The 16,467-nt window shown below is 61.8% G+C and carries 19 protein-coding genes and 3 tRNA genes; 9 read left to right on the top strand and 13 right to left on the bottom strand.

All coding sequences use genetic code 11. The features are described 5' to 3' along the window. Nucleotides 1–14 precede the first annotated feature (14 nt). Entirely contained in the window at nucleotides 15–986 is a 972-nt protein-coding gene (locus GCU68_RS03715) for an aldo/keto reductase (RefSeq protein ID WP_152939127.1), read from the bottom strand. A gap of 96 nt (nucleotides 987–1,082) precedes the next feature. Beyond that, nucleotides 1,083–1,826 carry an NAD-dependent glucose-6-phosphate dehydrogenase Azf gene (gene azf, locus GCU68_RS03710; protein ID WP_152939125.1) on the bottom strand — a complete coding sequence of 248 codons (744 nt, stop codon included), beginning with the start codon at nucleotides 1,824–1,826 and terminating at the stop codon, nucleotides 1,083–1,085. 168 nt (nucleotides 1,827–1,994) lie between these two features. On the opposite strand from azf, the gene GCU68_RS03705 reads away from it, so the two are divergent. After that, nucleotides 1,995–2,357, top strand: a complete 363-nt coding sequence (locus GCU68_RS03705) for a dihydroneopterin aldolase family protein (RefSeq protein WP_152939123.1) — start codon at nucleotides 1,995–1,997, stop codon at nucleotides 2,355–2,357. Between the two features lie 135 nt (nucleotides 2,358–2,492). Continuing rightward, nucleotides 2,493–2,963, top strand: coding sequence for a DUF5790 family protein (locus GCU68_RS03700; protein WP_152939121.1), 471 nt, complete (start codon nucleotides 2,493–2,495; stop codon nucleotides 2,961–2,963). A 51-nt stretch (nucleotides 2,964–3,014) separates the two neighbouring features. On the opposite strand, the gene GCU68_RS03695 is transcribed toward GCU68_RS03700, so the two are convergent. Continuing rightward, nucleotides 3,015–3,752 (bottom strand): creatininase family protein, encoded by a 738-nt coding sequence (locus GCU68_RS03695; protein WP_152939119.1) that lies wholly within the window; start codon nucleotides 3,750–3,752, stop codon nucleotides 3,015–3,017. Nucleotides 3,753–3,863: 111 nt separating this feature from the next. Here GCU68_RS03695 and GCU68_RS03690 point away from each other — a divergent pair, with 111 nt between their 5' ends. Next, on the top strand, nucleotides 3,864–4,208 hold the full coding sequence (locus GCU68_RS03690; protein WP_152939117.1) for a DUF5789 family protein: 345 nt from the start codon (nucleotides 3,864–3,866) through the stop codon (nucleotides 4,206–4,208). A 5-nt stretch (nucleotides 4,209–4,213) separates the two neighbouring features. On the opposite strand, the gene GCU68_RS03685 is transcribed toward GCU68_RS03690, so the two are convergent. Together GCU68_RS03685 and GCU68_RS03680 are read right to left on the bottom strand one after the other, a co-directional pair. Then, the gene (locus GCU68_RS03685) at nucleotides 4,214–6,208 is read right to left on the bottom strand and encodes an ABC transporter ATP-binding protein (protein ID WP_152939115.1); all 1,995 of its coding nucleotides are present in this window, start codon (nucleotides 6,206–6,208) and stop codon (nucleotides 4,214–4,216) included. 72 nt (nucleotides 6,209–6,280) lie between these two features. Then, on the bottom strand, nucleotides 6,281–6,775 hold the full coding sequence (locus GCU68_RS03680; protein WP_152939113.1) for a DUF192 domain-containing protein: 495 nt from the start codon (nucleotides 6,773–6,775) through the stop codon (nucleotides 6,281–6,283). A gap of 61 nt (nucleotides 6,776–6,836) precedes the next feature. Between GCU68_RS03680 and GCU68_RS03675 the strand changes: the two genes are divergently transcribed. Further along, a tRNA-Val gene (locus GCU68_RS03675) sits at nucleotides 6,837–6,910 on the top strand. A gap of 112 nt (nucleotides 6,911–7,022) precedes the next feature. Here GCU68_RS03675 and GCU68_RS03670 read toward each other — a convergent pair. Further along, entirely contained in the window at nucleotides 7,023–8,813 is a 1,791-nt protein-coding gene (locus tag GCU68_RS03670; protein WP_152939111.1) for an ABC transporter ATP-binding protein, read from the bottom strand. A gap of 146 nt (nucleotides 8,814–8,959) precedes the next feature. Between GCU68_RS03670 and GCU68_RS03665 the strand changes: the two genes are divergently transcribed. Continuing rightward, nucleotides 8,960–9,760: a ParB N-terminal domain-containing protein gene (locus GCU68_RS03665; protein ID WP_152939109.1), complete on the top strand. Its 801-nt coding sequence runs from the start codon at nucleotides 8,960–8,962 to the stop codon at nucleotides 9,758–9,760. A gap of 113 nt (nucleotides 9,761–9,873) precedes the next feature. On the opposite strand, the gene GCU68_RS21200 is transcribed toward GCU68_RS03665, so the two are convergent. From GCU68_RS21200 to GCU68_RS03650, 3 genes are all read right to left on the bottom strand, one after another. Further along, a complete protein-coding gene (locus GCU68_RS21200) occupies nucleotides 9,874–10,059 on the bottom strand; it encodes a hypothetical protein (RefSeq protein WP_152939108.1) in 186 nt (61 codons plus the stop codon). Nucleotides 10,060–10,131: 72 nt separating this feature from the next. Further along, complete coding sequence (locus tag GCU68_RS03655) at nucleotides 10,132–11,025, bottom strand: hypothetical protein (protein WP_152939106.1); 894 nt, start codon at nucleotides 11,023–11,025, stop codon at nucleotides 10,132–10,134. 381 nt (nucleotides 11,026–11,406) lie between these two features. After that, nucleotides 11,407–11,853: a DUF7344 domain-containing protein gene (locus GCU68_RS03650; protein WP_152939105.1), complete on the bottom strand. Its 447-nt coding sequence runs from the start codon at nucleotides 11,851–11,853 to the stop codon at nucleotides 11,407–11,409. Nucleotides 11,854–12,076: 223 nt separating this feature from the next. Here GCU68_RS03650 and GCU68_RS03645 point away from each other — a divergent pair. Both GCU68_RS03645 and GCU68_RS03640 read left to right on the top strand, forming a co-directional pair. Then, nucleotides 12,077–12,150, top strand: a tRNA-Phe gene (locus GCU68_RS03645). 392 nt (nucleotides 12,151–12,542) lie between these two features. Beyond that, a complete protein-coding gene (locus GCU68_RS03640; protein ID WP_152939103.1) occupies nucleotides 12,543–13,403 on the top strand; it encodes an aldo/keto reductase in 861 nt (286 codons plus the stop codon). A 54-nt stretch (nucleotides 13,404–13,457) separates the two neighbouring features. On the opposite strand, the gene GCU68_RS03635 is transcribed toward GCU68_RS03640, so the two are convergent. Both GCU68_RS03635 and GCU68_RS21195 read right to left on the bottom strand, forming a co-directional pair. Then, nucleotides 13,458–14,741 (bottom strand): hypothetical protein, encoded by a 1,284-nt coding sequence (locus GCU68_RS03635; RefSeq protein WP_152939101.1) that lies wholly within the window; start codon nucleotides 14,739–14,741, stop codon nucleotides 13,458–13,460. Nucleotides 14,742–14,821: 80 nt separating this feature from the next. Further along, on the bottom strand, nucleotides 14,822–14,989 hold the full coding sequence (locus tag GCU68_RS21195) for a hypothetical protein (protein WP_168927065.1): 168 nt from the start codon (nucleotides 14,987–14,989) through the stop codon (nucleotides 14,822–14,824). 26 nt (nucleotides 14,990–15,015) lie between these two features. Here GCU68_RS21195 and GCU68_RS03630 point away from each other — a divergent pair, with 26 nt between their 5' ends. Then, complete coding sequence (locus GCU68_RS03630; protein ID WP_152939099.1) at nucleotides 15,016–15,165, top strand: hypothetical protein; 150 nt, start codon at nucleotides 15,016–15,018, stop codon at nucleotides 15,163–15,165. 118 nt (nucleotides 15,166–15,283) lie between these two features. Here the strand turns inward: GCU68_RS03630 and GCU68_RS03625 are convergent. After that, a tRNA-His gene (locus GCU68_RS03625) sits at nucleotides 15,284–15,355 on the bottom strand. Between the two features lie 155 nt (nucleotides 15,356–15,510). Between GCU68_RS03625 and GCU68_RS03620 the strand changes: the two genes are divergently transcribed. Next, nucleotides 15,511–15,966, top strand: a complete 456-nt coding sequence (locus GCU68_RS03620) for a DUF5814 domain-containing protein (RefSeq protein ID WP_152939097.1) — start codon at nucleotides 15,511–15,513, stop codon at nucleotides 15,964–15,966. A gap of 1 nt (nucleotide 15,967) precedes the next feature. Here the strand turns inward: GCU68_RS03620 and GCU68_RS03615 are convergent, their stop codons facing one another. Further along, complete coding sequence (locus tag GCU68_RS03615) at nucleotides 15,968–16,375, bottom strand: ribbon-helix-helix protein, CopG family (protein WP_152939095.1); 408 nt, start codon at nucleotides 16,373–16,375, stop codon at nucleotides 15,968–15,970. Between the last annotated feature and the right edge of the window lie 92 nt (nucleotides 16,376–16,467).

Raw genomic sequence — 16,467 nt, 5'->3', positions numbered from 1 at the left:
ACAGGTGCCAGCGATTACTCGTGGCCGGTGACTGGCAACGGTTCGTACGGCTCCTCGAGGTACGCGAGTTCCGATGCCGACAGCGAAATCTCGAGCGCCTCGACGGCCTGCTCTAAGTGTTCGACGCTCGTCGTGCCGATGATGGGTGCGTCGACCCACTCCTTGTGGAGCAGCCAGGCCAGCGAAATCTGGGCCATCGTAACACCGTTCTCGGCGGCCAGTTCCTGAATCCGTTCGTTGATCTCCTCACCGCCGCCCTGCAGATACGGAATCTGTGACAGAGATTCGTCCGTTCGGCCGCGCGTGGTCGAATCGAGTTCGTCGTGGGGACGAGTGCCGACACCGCGGGCCAGCGGCGACCACGGGGTGACGCCGACGCCCTCGCGATCACAGAGAGGTAACATCTCGCGTTCTTCCTCGCGGTAGAAGACGTTGTAGTGGTTTTGCATCGTCGCGACTCGCTCGAGGCCGAGCGAGTCACACGTCTTGAGGGCCTCGGCGAACTGGTAGGCCCACATCGATGAGGCCCCGATGTACCGCGCCTTTCCGCGTCGAACGGCGTCGTCAAGCGCTCGCAGCGTCTGTTCGATCGGCGTCTCGTAATCCCACCGGTGGAGCTGATAGAGGTCGACCGTCTCCATCCCCAGTCGATCGAGACTCGCCTCGAGTTCTTGCTCGATGGCCTTTCGCGACAGGCCGCTCGCGTTCGGGTTGTCTGGGTTCATCTCGGCGTAGACCTTCGTCGCGACGACGTGTGCGTCCCGATCGTAGCCAGCGAGCGCGTCGCCGACGATCTCCTCGGACTCGCCCGTAGAGTAGACGTTCGCGGTGTCGAAGAAGTTGATTCCGAGGTCGATCGCCCGCTCGATGAGGTCGGTGCTTGCGTTGCGGTCGAGCATCCACTCCTGGCCGCTACCGAAGCTCATACAGCCCAGACCGATGCGGCTGACGGTCATCCCGGTCGAACCGAGCGTCGTATACTCCATAGCCCTACTGTGACAGCCGGCGACAAAACGTCGTGGTTGCACCTTCGGTGGTGGGGTCGGCCGACGGAAGTGGTCTCGAGTGGCCAAAAACGGCCGTTAGTCGTGGTGGGCGGAGTTATCCTGTGGGTCGTAGCCAAGTACGTCGCGGGCGCGCTCGATCGAGTAGTACTTCCGGTCGTTGTCGGAGATGCCGTAGACGATCTCGTAGTCGTAGTCGGCGCGGATGCAGCGATCGAACAGGTGTGCACAGTCGCGGTAGGAAAGCCACATCGCCTGCCCGCGTTCGTAGTCGATCGGTGGGTGTCCCTCGGTAAGATTACCGATGCGGACGTTGACGACCGAGATGCCGTACTCGTCGTGGTAGTAGCGTCCGAGCGCCTCGCCGGTGACCTTCGAGACGCCGTAGAGGTTGCCCGGGCGGGGCAATTCGGTGCCATCGAGCAGGTAGTCGTCGTCCGCCCGATACATCTCGGGGGTGCGCTCTTCGGTCTCGAACGCGCCGACGGCGTGGTTCGAGGAGGCGAACGCGACCTTTTCGACGCCGGCGTCGACGGCGGCCTCGTAGACGGTCTGAGTGCCGTCAATGTTGTTCGTCAGGACGCTGTCCCACGGGGCGGTCTTTCGGGGGTCGCCCGCGAGATGCAAGACGACATCGATGCCCTCCATCGCCTCGCGGACGGCCTCGTCGTCGGTAATGTCTGCGACGACGAACTCGCCCGGGTAATCGTCCGTCGGCGGGTCACGATCCAGTAAACGCCACTCGTGTTCGTCTGCGAGGCCGCCGAGGATGGCTGTCCCGACTCGCCCCGCAGCCCCAGTAAGCAGGACCGACTGTGCCATTCGTTCGATATGAGGCAGACCGTCGATAAGTAACGTGCGATTCCACGCTGGGGTGGCTGTCAGTCGCACTCGATCCGAGCGCGTTGATCGCTGTGGTTGAGACAAACGCCCGCTCGAGTCCATTCTTGGACCGGAATCGACTTGCCGACGGCACGCGAGGCCGCACACATGTCGACCGACACGACCCCGTCAGACGCCGAAGCTGCCTGCTTCGAGGCCGGTATCAAGTTCGGTACGCTCTATCACCAATTCGCCGGCACGCCGCTCTCACCGTCGAGTGCGTCCAGTCTCGAGACGGCGATGGAGGAGGCGATCGAAAACCAACCCCACTGTACCGACGTGACCGTCGCCGTCCAAACTGACGCGCTCGAGGCCGAGTTGGCCGAGTCGACGGCCGACTACACCGAACTGACGGGCCGGTTTCTCGAGGTCGAGATCGTCGTCGACTACGAGGGCCATGAAGTCCTGACGCGCATGGAGATGGAAGACGGCTACCCACTGATGCGACTCGAGTCGGTTCGAGGCCGGTGACGCTCGATCGCACACCGTTAGACGACCTCTCTTTCGAAATCCGGCTGCCGATTTGCCGATATTAGCCTGCTCGAGCGCGTTTTCACTTTCACTTTCGGGCTATCTTTTAAACCAAGTCCCGGTGAAAGAGCACGTATGAGCCAAGCGACATTCGGCGACGACGAGGAACTGTTCGGCGAAGCGGCCAACGAGATGCGCGAGGACGTCGAGTCGTCCCTTGAGGCGGGTTGGAGTGCGCTCCCTGCTGCCGACGACGTCTGGGAGACCGATGCCGATAACGTGTTGGGCGTTTTGAACGGCCTCAACTCCGAACTGAACGCCGGCGACGCCGAAGCCCACCTCCGGGACGCCAAGAAGTGGTTCACGATGGGCCAGCGCGCGGATGCGTTCGAAGATGCCGACGACCTCGAAGACGAGATCGCCGATCTCGAGGCAGCGATTGCGGACATCTCCGCGGCAAGCGAACAGGTCGGCGAGCTCACGTCGACGATTCCGGCGCTTCGCGGGACGCTGCAGGACGTCGGCGAGGCAGCCGCTGACGAGGCAGACGACGAGGAAGCTGATGCGCATGCCGACGACGCTGACGACGACGAGGCTGAAGAGTAGCGACCGAACCGTTCTCTCTAGGTTCGACGACAGCCGTCGCACCGAGACACGCTACCGCCGATCGGGTCGCGAAACGTCTCGCTCCGCAACGGCCTCGAGCAGGCGGGCCAGCGAATCCGCCGCTAACTCGAGCAGTTCTTCGCCTCGTGTTTCGTCGCCTGCGCCCGGGTCGCCGACGACGCCGTTGTCGGTGAACTCGGCCGAATCGTAGGCCAGATTCGCGTAGCTCACCCACTCCCCCCAGCGCTCAGCACCGCCAGTGCTCGCCTCGTCGATCCGATCTTCCCGGACGAGACCGGGCTCGCAGTGGCGAAGCAACGCGGTCTCGAGTGGGCCACCGTGGCCCATGTCGGCTGAGTGGTCGCCGACGGCCTCGAACCACGTAAAGGGGACGGCGAAGGCGTCGCCGGTCCGTGTGACCGTCGCGCCGACTTCCCGCAGCGCATCGACGTTGCCGCCGTGGCCGTTGACGATGACGATGCGGTCGAAGCCGTGGTGGGTGAGGCTCTCGACGGCCTCGCGGACGTAGTCTCGAAACGTCTCCGGAGTAACCCACATCGTTCCAGGGAACTGGCGGTGTTCCTCAGCGATGCCGACGGGAATCGCCGGCGCTCGCACGACCTCGCGGTCGACTCGCTCGAGGCCGGCGTCGGCGACCGCTTCGGCGGTCAGTACGTCCGTGCCAAGCGGCGCGTGCGGGCCGTGTTGTTCCGTGCTGCCGACGGGGACGACCGCGAGATCGGTCTCGAGATCGCGGACGTCCGTCCACGTTGCATCGGTGAGGTCCATGCGAACACACTCCCGCGGCGCGGGCATGAAACTCCCGGTGGCGCCCCGACTCCGCGGCCGATGGCGAACGCAGGGCCAACCGGTTTCCGATGCCTCGCCCATCCCTCGAGTATGAGTGACGATAGTCGCGAACTAGGCGTCGAACTCGGCGACCTGGGTGACGACCTCGAGAGCGCGGAGTATCCGATGAGCGAAGCCGAACTGTTCGATCAGCACGGCGACGAGGAGATCGAAATGGGTGACGAGACAGCGACCCTCGAGGAACTGCTCGAGCCGCTAAACGAAGACGAGTACGGGTCGGCAGACGAGATCAAACAGGCGATCATGAACATGGTCGGCGACGACGCGATCGGGCGGAAAAACTACAGCGACCGAACGCCGCCCGCGATGGGCGAAGACCGTCAAGACGAGGGTGCGCCGGACCAAGAGGGACAGCGCGAACAAGAGTCGTTTTAGGTTCGTTAGTCGTCGATTTCGACTTCTGTCCTCGCCTGACGGCGTTGCGCGCGTTCGATGAACTCCTGTGGCAGTTCGTCGATCTCGCCAGCCTGGACGCCCCAGAGGTGTGAGTAGAGCCCGTCGTTGTCGAGCAATTGCTCGTGGGTTCCGCGCTCGACGATTCGGCCGTCCTCCAAGACCAGGATCTGGTCGGCGTCTTTGATCGTCGAGAGTCGGTGGGCGATGGCGAAGGTGGTTCGATCTTCGGTCAGGTCGTCGATCGAGCGCTGAATGAGCATCTCGGTCTCGGTGTCGACGTCGCTGGTCGCCTCGTCGAGCACTAGAATATCGGGGTCTTTGAGCACTGCGCGGGCGATGGCGACGCGCTGGCGCTGGCCGCCGGAGAGTTTGACGCCGCGTTCGCCGACCATGGTGTCGTACCCATCGGGCAGGTTCTGGATGAACTCGTGGGCCTCCGCCGCTTTGGCGGCCGCAACGATTTCCTCGCGACTCGCGTCGAAGGTGCCGTAGGTAATGTTCTCCTCGACGGAGCCGTAGAACAGGAACGACTCCTGACCGACATAGCCCATCGACTGGCGGAGACTCGAGAGCGAGACGTCCCGAACGTCCTGATCGTCGATCCGGATCGCACCCTCGTCCACGTCGTACAGCCGCAACAGGAGTTTGAGGACAGTCGACTTCCCCGCTCCCGTCGGGCCGACGAGCGCGACCGTCTCGCCGCCGTCGACGTCGAACGAGATGTCGTCGATGATGCGCTCCGACTGGACGTCTCCCGTGTCAGGCTGATCGTCGCTCTCCGCGGTCGACGACGTTCCCTGGTTCTCGTATGCGAAACTCACGCTGTCGTACTCGACGGCCCCCTCGCTGACCTCGAGTGCGTTGGCTCCGTCGTCGCGTTCGATCCGGCCCTCCTCGTCCATCAGGCCGAAGATGCGCTCGCTCGAGGCCGACGCACGCTGGTACATGTTGATGACCTGCCCGAACTGGGCCATGGGCCAGACGAGTTGCTGCGTATAGAGGATGAAGGCGACGAACGTCCCGGTCTGGAGCGTGCCCGTAAACGGACCTGGGCCACTTCCGGTGAAGATCCAGTAGCCACCGACGGCAAAGGTCAGTACGAAACCAATTCCCGAGATTAGCTGGAGAGCGGGGAAAAACCGAATGCGAAGCCAAATCGCCTCCCAGTTCGTGTCGTAGTACTTCCGGGACACGTCCTCGACGCGATCCGATTCGTAGCGTTCCGTGTTCGAGGATTTGATGACGCCGATCCCGCCGAGGTTGTTCTCGAGTCTCGAGTTTACTTTCCCGACCGACGACCGGACGGCAGCGTACTTCGGCTGGATCTTCTTGACGAATACGTAGGTAAAAGCCGCAATCAACGGGACGGGCGCGAGCGAAACCAGCGCCAACTGCGGGTTGAGCCAGAACAACAAAAGTGAGATACCGACGACCATCACGACCAGTCGCGTCGCCGAGTTCATCCCTTCGTTGAGAAACCGCTCGAGTTGGTTGACGTCGTTACTTAGTACCGACATCATCTCGCCGGTCTGTTTCGAGGCGAAAAACTCCATGTCGAGTCGCTGCATCTTGTCGTAGGTCGCGGTCCGGACGTCGTGTTGGATCTCCTGTGAGAAGGAGTTAAAGCCCCAGTTTCGAAGCCAGTGAAACAGCGCGCCGAAGACGAACGACGCTGCGATGGCGGTCGCGACGAACGCGAACTGCCCTTCGGCCGTCGCCGGAAGCCACGCCTCCGGCAAGAGTACGAGCGGCACCTGGTCAGCGAAGACGGCATCGCCGAAGATGGCGTCGATCGCGACCGCAAGCATAAGCGCAGGTAAGAGATCGAGCGCCCGCGCGAGCACGCTCGAGATGAGCCCAACGGTGACCGAAACCCAGTACGGCCGGCCGTATTCGAAGAGCAGCCGCCGCATCGGACTCTCGATCCGATCTCGCTGATCCTCGAACGGGTCGTCTTTCTCCCAGTCGACGTCCTGCATTACGTGCGCCTCGGGGGTCGCTGCGGATAAGCGTTTGCGAGGGAGCGAAACGCGCCTCGGATCGTCGGCGCGTCACTCGTAGTCGATGACGACCTCGTCCCCGACTTCGATGCCGGTTTCGTCGGTGTAGCCACGTGGCACCTCGAGAACCCACTTCGCCTGCCCGCTGTACTCGAGGTCGTTGCCGTCCTCGCCGGGCTCGGGCGCGCGAGCGTGCTCGATCGCCGTGATCTCGCCGTCGGCACCGATGAAGATGATGTCGATGTCGAAGTCCATCTCGCGCATGACGTACGTGCGCTCGTCCTCGCTCGAATGGACGAACAACATTCCGTGGCCGTCCTCGAGTGACTCGTGGTCGCTCAGGCCGGTGTATCGCTCTGACGGCGTGTCGGCTACCTCGACGTCGATCGCGGCCAGCTCGTCGCCGGTGTCGCCGTCGAGGACCCGTACGTCGGCTTGTGATTCTGCCCACGGCGGGGTCACGAGCCCGAGTTGGAAGACGAGCAGGCCGATCAGTGAAACGGCGAGAACGGCCACCAGCACCGACCAGACGCGCTCGAGAGCCATGCCGACTCCTCCGACGCGAGAAAGTAAAGGTTATTCGGACGGGGGGTCTGTGTCCGAATGCGGGCTCGTGGTCTAGCTGGTCATGACGCGGCCTTTACAAGGCCGAGGTCGGTGGTTCGAACCCGCCCGAGCCCATTTCTGTGGCGAACAAACCCGTGAGCCACAGAAATGTATGCGAGTGGCGGTTCGAACCCGCCTGGGCCCTGTTTTGTGGCGAGCACGCTCATGAGCAGCCGAGCTGACCGCGCTACTGGACCGCGTACAGCTCCGCGTACGCACCGTCTTGCTCGAGCAACTGTCCGTGATTCCCTCGTTCGGCGATCGTCCCGTCTTCGAGCGCGTAGATGCGGTCGGCGTCGCGGACGGTCGAGAGTCGATGTGCGATCGCGATGATAGTGTACTCGCGGGACATCGACTCGATGCCGTCTTGAACGCGCCGTTCGATGGTCGCGTCGAGATCGCTCGTCGCTTCGTCGAGCACCAGGATATCCGCGTCCTCGAGGAGGGCTCGAGCGAGTGCGACGCGCTGGCGCTGACCGCCGGAGAGGCGAACGCCGTCGTCGCCGAGTTCGGTGTCGTAGCCGTCGGGCAGTTCGTCGAGGAATTCGGTGACTTGCGCGATGTCGCAGGCCTCCTCGACCGCCGCGCGGGTCGCGTCTGGATTGCCGACGGTGACGTTCTCGAGGAGCGTTTCGTTGAAGATGTACGGGTCCTGGCGAACGAACGCGATTCGGGATCGCCACGCTGCGGTGTCGAACTCGTCGATCGGTGTGCCATCGGCGGTAATCTCGCCGTCGTCGGGCGCGTACAGTCGGGCGAGTAGCGCCGCGATCGTCGACTTGCCTTCGCCGGACTGGCCGACGAACGCGACGAACTCCCCATCGTCGACGCGAAAGGAGAGGTTCCGTAACACCGGTTCGTCGTCCTCGTAGGCAAACGAGACGTCCTCGAATGCGATCGGCGTGGGAGTGTCCGGAACCGGTCGGTTTCCACCCTGTAAGTCCTGATTCGCCTCGAGTTCCTCGATGAACTGCTGCGTGCGAACCAGATGTGGAAGCCGTCCCTCGACCTTGTAGAAGTACTCGTTTGCGCTGCTGACGCGGGGGCCAACCTGAAACATAACGAACAGGAACGCGGCCAGCGCACCGAGCGAGAGATCGGCGAACGTGATCGAGACGTAAATCAGGCCGAACACGAGGACGGCGATCGAGAGGTTGTAGGCGGAGCTAATCGCGGCTTCGTTGCGACCAAGTTTGATCGACGAGGTGGTGAATCGCTCGAGGTGAGTCGAGAACTGGTCGTACACTGACTCGGTCATTCCGATAAGTTTCACATCCCTGATCCCCTGTGTGCCCGTCTGAACGTTCTGTTGGATGCCCTCGTTTGCCGCTGCCACCCGCTCGCCGAGGTCGTAGCCGCCCTCGAGAACGTTTCGGATGAAAACCGTCAGGACCACGATGGCAACTCCGGCGGCGACCGTCATGAGCGGTGAGATGTAGAACGCGACGGCGAGGTACACCACGATCAACAGCACCTGTTCGAAACACCTGATGAAGTCCCTGATCGCTTTCCCGGCGTACTCCGCTTGCGTGACGATCGCGTTGAGCACGTCGTCTGAGCCTTCGGCGTCGAAGTATGCGACTCGAGCGTCGAGCGCTTTTCTGAACGCGCGAGACTGTAGCTCACGGACGTAGTTCGTGCGAAGCGAGACGCGCATCCACGCGACGACGAACGACGACACGAATCGAACCGTAATGACCGCACTGACGGTCACCACGATGTAGCCGAGCGTAAACGGGATCCCGACGAGTTCGAAAGCCGTCAAGAACGCACCGACGAACGCATCGTCCTGAGCCGCGGCCTCGCCGGACGACTGGGCCAGTTCGATGATCGGGATAATGAAACTCACTCCCACCCCCTCGAGGACAGCGACGACGCCACTACAGAGGACGAGACAGAGTGTTACGAGCGGCCGATAGGTCGCGACCAGATACAACCCCCGGAGTTTTTCACGACGCGTCAGAGCCTCGGAAGACATGCATTCGACTCGAGCGATGACCCGTGCAGGTATTGTTATGGAAACGTTATGTGAGAGAAGAGGGTCACTTCTCAATGAGCGTCAGTCGCTACTGACTGTAAACGATTCTATCGCTTTTTCTACCGTACTGGACTTCGCCGCAGTAGATGGCTCTCGAAAATCGATCGTGGCTGCCGTTGCAGACGCCCGAGTTCGTCCACGCGGCGCTCCCGGTAACCGCACCAACCGCCGTAAAGAACGCGTATCACCGGCACACGGTTACGGACGACTTCGAAGGGTTCGAGTGCTCACCGGACCCGTTCGCAACGCTCACGGTCGATCCGGGTCGTATTCGAGCGTTCACGGGTCGGCCGTATCCACCGTACCACGAAAAGGCCACACAGCTCGGCACCGTCCGTGACGGTGACTGGGACCGAACCAACGACGTCGAAATCGTCGACGACGATTATCGGGAGCGATACGACCTTTACCGTGCGGACCGCTTCGAGGAGAGCGTCTTTTTCAGATCGATGCGGGCTCATTTCGTCGACGGCGTCGACTGGACCGACACGCTGTTTGTCGAACGCTGTCTCGAACTCGCCGCTGAAGACGAACCGTCCTGGCGAAGTCTCACGACCCGTGAGGCGATTCTCGAGCGCTGTGGGCTGATCGACGACCTTTACGAGCGCATTCGCCAGGACGGCTACCGATCCCAGCAGGAACTCGGCACCGACTCGGTACTCGGTGTCACCGAAGAGGTACTCGTCGATATCGGCCGTGACGGCGAACTCCTGTTCGTCAACGGCCGTCACCGACTCGCGATCGCGAAACTGCTCGGCCTCGAGTCGATCCCCGTCGGCGTGCTCGTTCGACATCGAGCGTGGATGGATCGACGAGGTCGGTACGCGAAGACCGGGTCAGTGCCGTCTCATCCGGATCTCCACGATATCGCCGACCGTTCGACCTGATCCGAACTCGAAACATCCGCGGCACTGTTCGAGCAGCCAAAACATCACGACGAGGTGAGAGTGCGGACTTTCGGGTGGTGTCTCGTCTCTGAACCGAGGTCTCGGTGTGTCGACTATCGCTTGGCGGTGAGATCCAACCACTTCGACGACCAGATCCACGCCGCCGCCGACGGCTGTTCGTCTTCCATCGCAGCGATTCGAATCCCGACGACACCGGCGCTCGAATGCGGGTGCCACTCTTCCGGGACGGGTGCCGGCCGGAACGCGTCGCTTTCTCGAGCATCGAGCATGTGTTTCATTCGAGCATGTTTCGACGGACACCGATAGTTACGGTGCCACTGAAGTACCGAAACGACTGGCTGCATGAAACGTTACGTCGGATATCGGGCCGTCTCCGACTCGTCATCGACGGCGTCATTACGGATATCTGGATGGTCGAGGTATTTTCGGGCCTGTTCGGAGAGTGCCGATCGACGGGGTGTCGCCGTAATCTCGTCCCGGATCGATTGCCACGCCGCGTGTCGTCGGCGGACCAACACTGGAATTTCTTGACAGCCGAGCAGTTTCGCGATCGCCAGCCGGTGATCGCCCCGATCACTGTGTACCAATTGTCCGTTACGGCCGATGCTGATGGTCACTTCGTCGAGTCGCGGATCGATCGTTCGATCCCATTTGTAGAAGACGGTCCGTTGATACTCGGGCTGGTCGGCCCACAACTCCGGCTGTGAGCGATAGCCGTCAGTCGCGATTCGGTCGTAGATCGTATCGAGTTCCTCGAACCGTGCCTCGAGTTCGGCTTCGGTGGCACAGCCTTTCGGCCGTTCGCCGGCTGCCAGCCGATCGCGATACTGCTCGAACTCGGTCGTCTCCGCCCAGGGTACCCCGTCCTGAAAGTGTGCCTCGACGCTTCGGAACGCGACGGTTTCATCGAACGGGACCACCGCCAGATCCCAGTCGCCGTCGGCAACTCGCCCCCAGCGTTTCGATGGCGTTCGAATCTGCGAGTCGATCCGTGCTGGATTCACCCACAGTCGAGCGAAGGGGTCCGCATCCGTTATCCTCTCGGACTGGACCCGTCGTCGGCTCTGTAAATACATTCGCGCAGCGGGAATCCCGCCCACGCGGGCCAACAGCCGTTTCCAGAGCCGATCTCGACGCCGTCTGAGATACGGAACACTTCGATAGGCCACCTCGAGGACGCCCTCCGACCGTGCCGTCGCGACCGCCCGCTCGAGGAGTTCTCGAGCGGTGTGTTCTCTGCCCATCTCCGGGCGCTATTTCGCCGCCCCTGATCAATCTATTGGCTGTGTTAGTCTGGTAGCCGTGACATACACTCACTCATGAGGTAGTTGCGAGGGGAATCGCTCATGTCTCGATCGATTCGCGACACTAACGTGGACTCATGTCAGTCAGTGCCGGTGTGCCCACAACCAGCCTGTGAATGCACGGGGACATCGGAACAGCAGCCCGTCTGAATGGGAGTCGCTCACTGGATAGTCAGTACCGAGCGCCCACAGGAGCCGAAGCGTAATAGATCAGTAAAGTGTTGACTTCTCGCCGGTAATCGGAGAATACATCGATGCTCGTTCGAACCAGAACAACCGTCTCCAGCCATCCTCGCTTGGAACGGCTGCTCATCGAGGGCGTTAGTGTTTGAGCCGAGCGACGTTCTCTCGGATTTGGCCGAGGAGGCCGTCGCCGGATTCCGTCTCGAGGGCAGTATGCAGCGTGGAGTTTTCGGGTTCGTCCTTGACGACGACGCGGAGGTAGGGCTCGAGTTGGGCGAAGTTCTCCGCGAGGACGACAGTGTGGTTGTCTTCGTCGTGGTCGACGACACCCGCATCGGCGAGCTTTGGGACGTGACACTGGACCGACGAGACGTAGACACTCTTGTACTCGTTTTTCGCGACTTCATCCGGTGGGACGTCGTGCTCCCAGCCGGCAACCTGCTCGGCCAGCGTCGACAGCTCGATCGGATCTTCTTGCCCACGAAGCGCGTAGAGGAGATATCGCCGCCGACGGTTCGCGAGCAACTCGAGGATGGTGTCGGCAGAGAGTTCTTGCACTTCTTGATTAGAGGTAAGTGCTCCCATAACACGATATTACTCGTCAGAGCGGAAAAGGGTGTCTTGAATATCTATAAATCCAACAGACCGCGGTCAATAGACTGTATACGTAAGTGTATTCTTTGCATTACTGGAAGATATCCACGCCTAACCGAGTCACACGCAGACGTCAGTCAGGCTGATGGTAACGACTCACGTAGCGCTCTCGATTCGAAATCCTTTTTTATACCATCGACAGATATGGAAATGCGCCGCCTTAGCTCAGACTGGGAGAGCACTCGACTGAAGATCGAGCTGTCCCCGGTTCAAATCCGGGAGGCGGCATCCCGATTTTAGGCGACTATCACCCGACAAGCTGCTGCTCTCGAGGTGGGACCGAGCTGTTCCCGTTCCCGCTCGCTTCGCTCACAGGTAATAGCGAACGCCGAGCGACAGTGCGGTGTTCACGTGGTTCAAATCCCGGAAGAGAAGCCTGATTGTACGCACGGCTCACTCGAGACGCCGGTCTCATACTGCCAGACAAACGTCAGTAAACGCCCGATCGCGTCTCACGGTTCGTCGCCGGCGGCGACGAGCGTTCGCGTGCGATCGGTGCGTGAATCGTTTTGTCCGGCAGTATCAGCAGGGACACAGCCAGTCGCGAATCTACAGACTGGAACGATGTCATCCGTAGGTGAACGGCCAACGATTATCTGGTTCCCTCGAGTAGCATGACCGTGAGCAGTTCGACAATCGAAAACGAAAGCGATACGTTCGAGATCGGCGAGACGACCGTTCACCGCCTCGGCTTTGGGGCGATGCGACTCTGTGGCGAGTCGATCATCGGTCCACCGGCGGACGAAGCGGCTGCCCACGAGGTTCTCGAGCACGCCGTCGAGTTCGGTGTCGACTTCATCGATACCGCCGACTCCTACGGCCCCGGCGTCAGTGAACGACTCATCGGCGAGGCGATCGGCGATCCCGAGGACGTCCTGATTGCGACGAAAGCAGGACTCCTGCGAAACCACAGCGGCGAGTGGATCGCCCACGGCGAGCCCGATTACATCCGAAATCAGGTGCTGGCTTCACTCGACCGACTGCGAACGGACAGCATCGACCTCTACCAGTTCCACCGACCTGATCCCGACACGCCGTTCGAGGAGTCCGTCCAGACGTTTGCCGAACTCAAAGACGACGGCCTCGTCGAGCAGGTCGGACTGAGCAACGTCTCCGTCGAGCAACTCGAGACGGCCCGCCAGCACGTCGACGTCGCGACCGTTCAGAACCGGTTCAATCTGGGTGATCGCTCGAACAGCGACGTGCTCGAGGCGTGTACGAACTCCGACATCGGCTTCATTCCGTGGGCACCGATCGACGGCGATGACCTTGCCGACCACGGCGACCTGCTCGATGAAATCGCCGGCGAACACGACGCCAGCCACCGACAGGTTGCGTTGGCGTGGCTCCTCGAACGATCGGACGTAATCCTCCCGATTCCGGGGACGTCGGATCCAGCCCATCTCGAGGCGAACGTCGCCGCCTCACAGCTCTCGCTTTCCGACGACGAGGTGCAACGGCTGACCGACGCAGGAGTGTGACTCGACTGCCGGCTGGCGCATCGCCTCGAGCGCGTCACGTGACGGCGTGACGGGTTACCCCTTGAGTCGGTGGGCGATCCGGTGGGAAAGATCGGTGAGATAAAACGACCCCCAAATCGCGGCGACGATCGCACCGACGGTGTCGTAGACGAGGTCGACGATCGTATCGTCGAGGCCGTGTTGGGCGACGATCGCGGTCAGTCCGAACTGCTGGGCGCTCCAGTCGATCGCAAACTCCACGAGCTCCCAGATGACGCCGAACGCCAGCACGAAGACGAGAATAAACGCGAACAGCATCCGCGAGGGGAAGTAGATCTCGTCGGTGTGCAGGTCGATCGCTCGGACGACCGCATACCCGGCTGCGGCAACGATCGACGCCGAAACCGTATGTGTCAGACTGTCCCACGGACCGACCAACCCGTACAGTCCGGCCGAGCCGAGTGCGTGGAGAAAGACGGCCGCCGTGAGCCAGAACACGAGCCCCGGCTCGAGCGGGAGCCGACGATCGTGCTCGAGGATCGCTGGGAGGAACGTGATCGAGAGCGCGATGGCGCTGTTGACGATCGTCGTCAGATCTCGGCCGACGAGTCCGTACAACAGGAGGACGACGAGGGCGACCTGCATGACGCGTGAGATCAGCCTGACGGCTCGGTCGGGTGCATCCAACTGATCGCGGAGCAGAGTCGGAACCGGGTCGGGCTCCGAATCGGGAGCGTCGTCCTGCGGCGTCGGCGTGCGTGTACGCTCGACGTCGTCGGTATACGACTGGAAGTACCGACTGAAGACGAGACCCGCGAGCAAGCCGGCCAGCGCCGCGTACGCGAATTCGACCATCAGGGTGTGGTTGGCGGCGCCCTGTGACTGTCCGGACAGGATGTACCCCGTTCCGAACGTGACGTCGGCGAACCACAGTGCAACGTTCCACGCCCCGGCGACGGCGAGCGTCGTGAGAACGACCAGCGCGACTGCGAACGGGTGGTTCATCCGAACCGCCGTGAATCGGTCGATCTCGACGGTGGCGACGAGCGCGATCGCGGCGACGGCGACGTAGGTCGCGACCGTCGTCAGCACAGACTCGCCGAGTACCGTTGCGTCGGCGACGGGCAGCAAGACGAGAACCAGCAGTTCCCAGGGCGGCAGCAGTAGCGGATCTCGGAACGCAGCGACCGGCAGCAACACGATCGCGACTGCAAATCCGGTGAAGACAAACCAGCGGTAGGAGGCAGTGAGACCGTGGTTGATCGTCAGCCCGATGAGTGTGATCGTGACGAGCCAGGACAACGCCGCGTTTCGCTGCGCCTCGTCGAACGTCTGCCCGAGCCGGCCGACATCTACCATGGGGTCACTACAGGCTGTCCTCCCTAAACGCGAGGGCCTGAATGCGCCGCTCTCGCTCGCTGAGCGCTCGAGACAGTGTCTCAGTCACCGACGTAGACCGTCTGCAACCGCGCACCGCAGTTCGGACAGCACAGCGTCTGCCACTTCTCCGGGTCTAACCCCCCCATCGTTTTCGTCCGACGGGCATCCTCGAACGCTACCGTGGTTCCACAGGCCGCACACTCGAACGGACCGTCCGTGTCTGGCATCGGTCGACCGTACGGACGGTACGATAATGGCTGTGTCTGCGGCGTGTTCGCTCGAGGTGGATCGAACTGATCAGTTCGACGGTGAAATCGTCCACCGCGCCGGCCACTGCATTCTCGAAGAGCGGCTAATGTACGTCTGTGAGCGCTTACGAACGTTTCTCGAGGACGCACTGTGAGTCAGGACTCGAGTGTAGAATATTGAAGCTCCACCGGGTGCGAGACTCGCTAGCGCTCGTCTCGCGTGGTTCGATCTCGACGGGTTCCTGCGGCTCACGAATTTGTCCGCCGCAGGAAGTCCGGGTGCGAGAATCGAACCCGCGTCTCAGCCTCCACAAGGCTGAAGGATAACCACTACCCCAACCCGGACACGCTTGCAAGACAAGATAGGAGCGGTCGGCCTAAAATACGTTACGACTCGAGTACGAGTGCGTGCGAGTACCTACCGCGACACTAACGGACGAGACCGCGACCGGGCGCGACCGGGACGTTTTTCGGCCCACGGGCGCTAAGACCACCAACGCGTGGCTATCACCGACAAAATCTACGTCAAAAATCACCGCCAGCTCAGCTCCCAGCTCGAGACGAACATCCCGAAGGGAGCGTTCAAGGGGGCGACGCTCGACATGCTCTTTCAGGGCGAGGGCCTCGAGAAACTCGACGCGGCGACCAGAGAGCGCGTGCTCGATTTCACGCAGGACTTTCTGGACTGTGGCTGTGACAACAACCCCTACTGTGGCTGTCCGGAGCGCAAATTCATCCAGTACCTCCTCGAACTCCGCGCACAGGGGCTCGGCCCGGACGCGATCGTCGACGTGATGACCGACGACTACATGGTCTATGCCTACCCCGGCGACGTGCTCTCGTTTCTCGACGACGCCGTGCGGACGCTCGAGGCGGCCGAAGCGCTCGCTCGTGTCGAAGGCGCAGACGAGCAGTACGACGAGATCCGACGCGAAAAACAGGCGCTGACGCGATAGCCTACCGAAGCTGGTACCGATCCTCGTCGTCGTCTAACTCGTCGAGCAACAGGACTTCGTCTTCTTCTTCCTCGAGTCGGTCCTGTAACTCGTTGACGTAGGCTTTGTACTCGTCGAGCTGTTCGCGCAGATGGTCGGCCTCGAGTTCGAGGCGTTCGTGTTCGCGGATGAATCGCTTCGGCACTTCGACGGTCGGCGGAAACGAGTGACCGTCGTCGCCTTTGCCCGCGTTCGACTCGAGGTCGGCTTCGGGGACGACAGCGATCTGCCCGTCGTGGTCAACGAGCTGGTCGACGTAGTCACGAAACACCGCGGACAACGAGATGTCGCGTTCGGCGGCGATGTCCTGCAGCGCCTCGAACGCGTCCTCGTTTACGCGAAACGAGATCGTCTTGTTCTTGTTGCCCATTTAGCGTCCATTCGTCGTGCATGACACTTAACCGTTCGTCAGACGAGCACGACGAGACTGCTGACGCTCTGGGCGGGCACAGACCGTCGTGT

Origin of the sequence: Natronorubrum aibiense, assembly GCF_009392895.1 — an archaeon.
GTDB classification, from domain to species: Archaea; Halobacteriota; Halobacteria; order Halobacteriales; family Natrialbaceae; genus Natronorubrum; species Natronorubrum aibiense.
The sequence above is the reverse complement of the archived record's forward strand: the minus strand, read 5'-3'. Positions and strand labels throughout refer to the sequence as shown.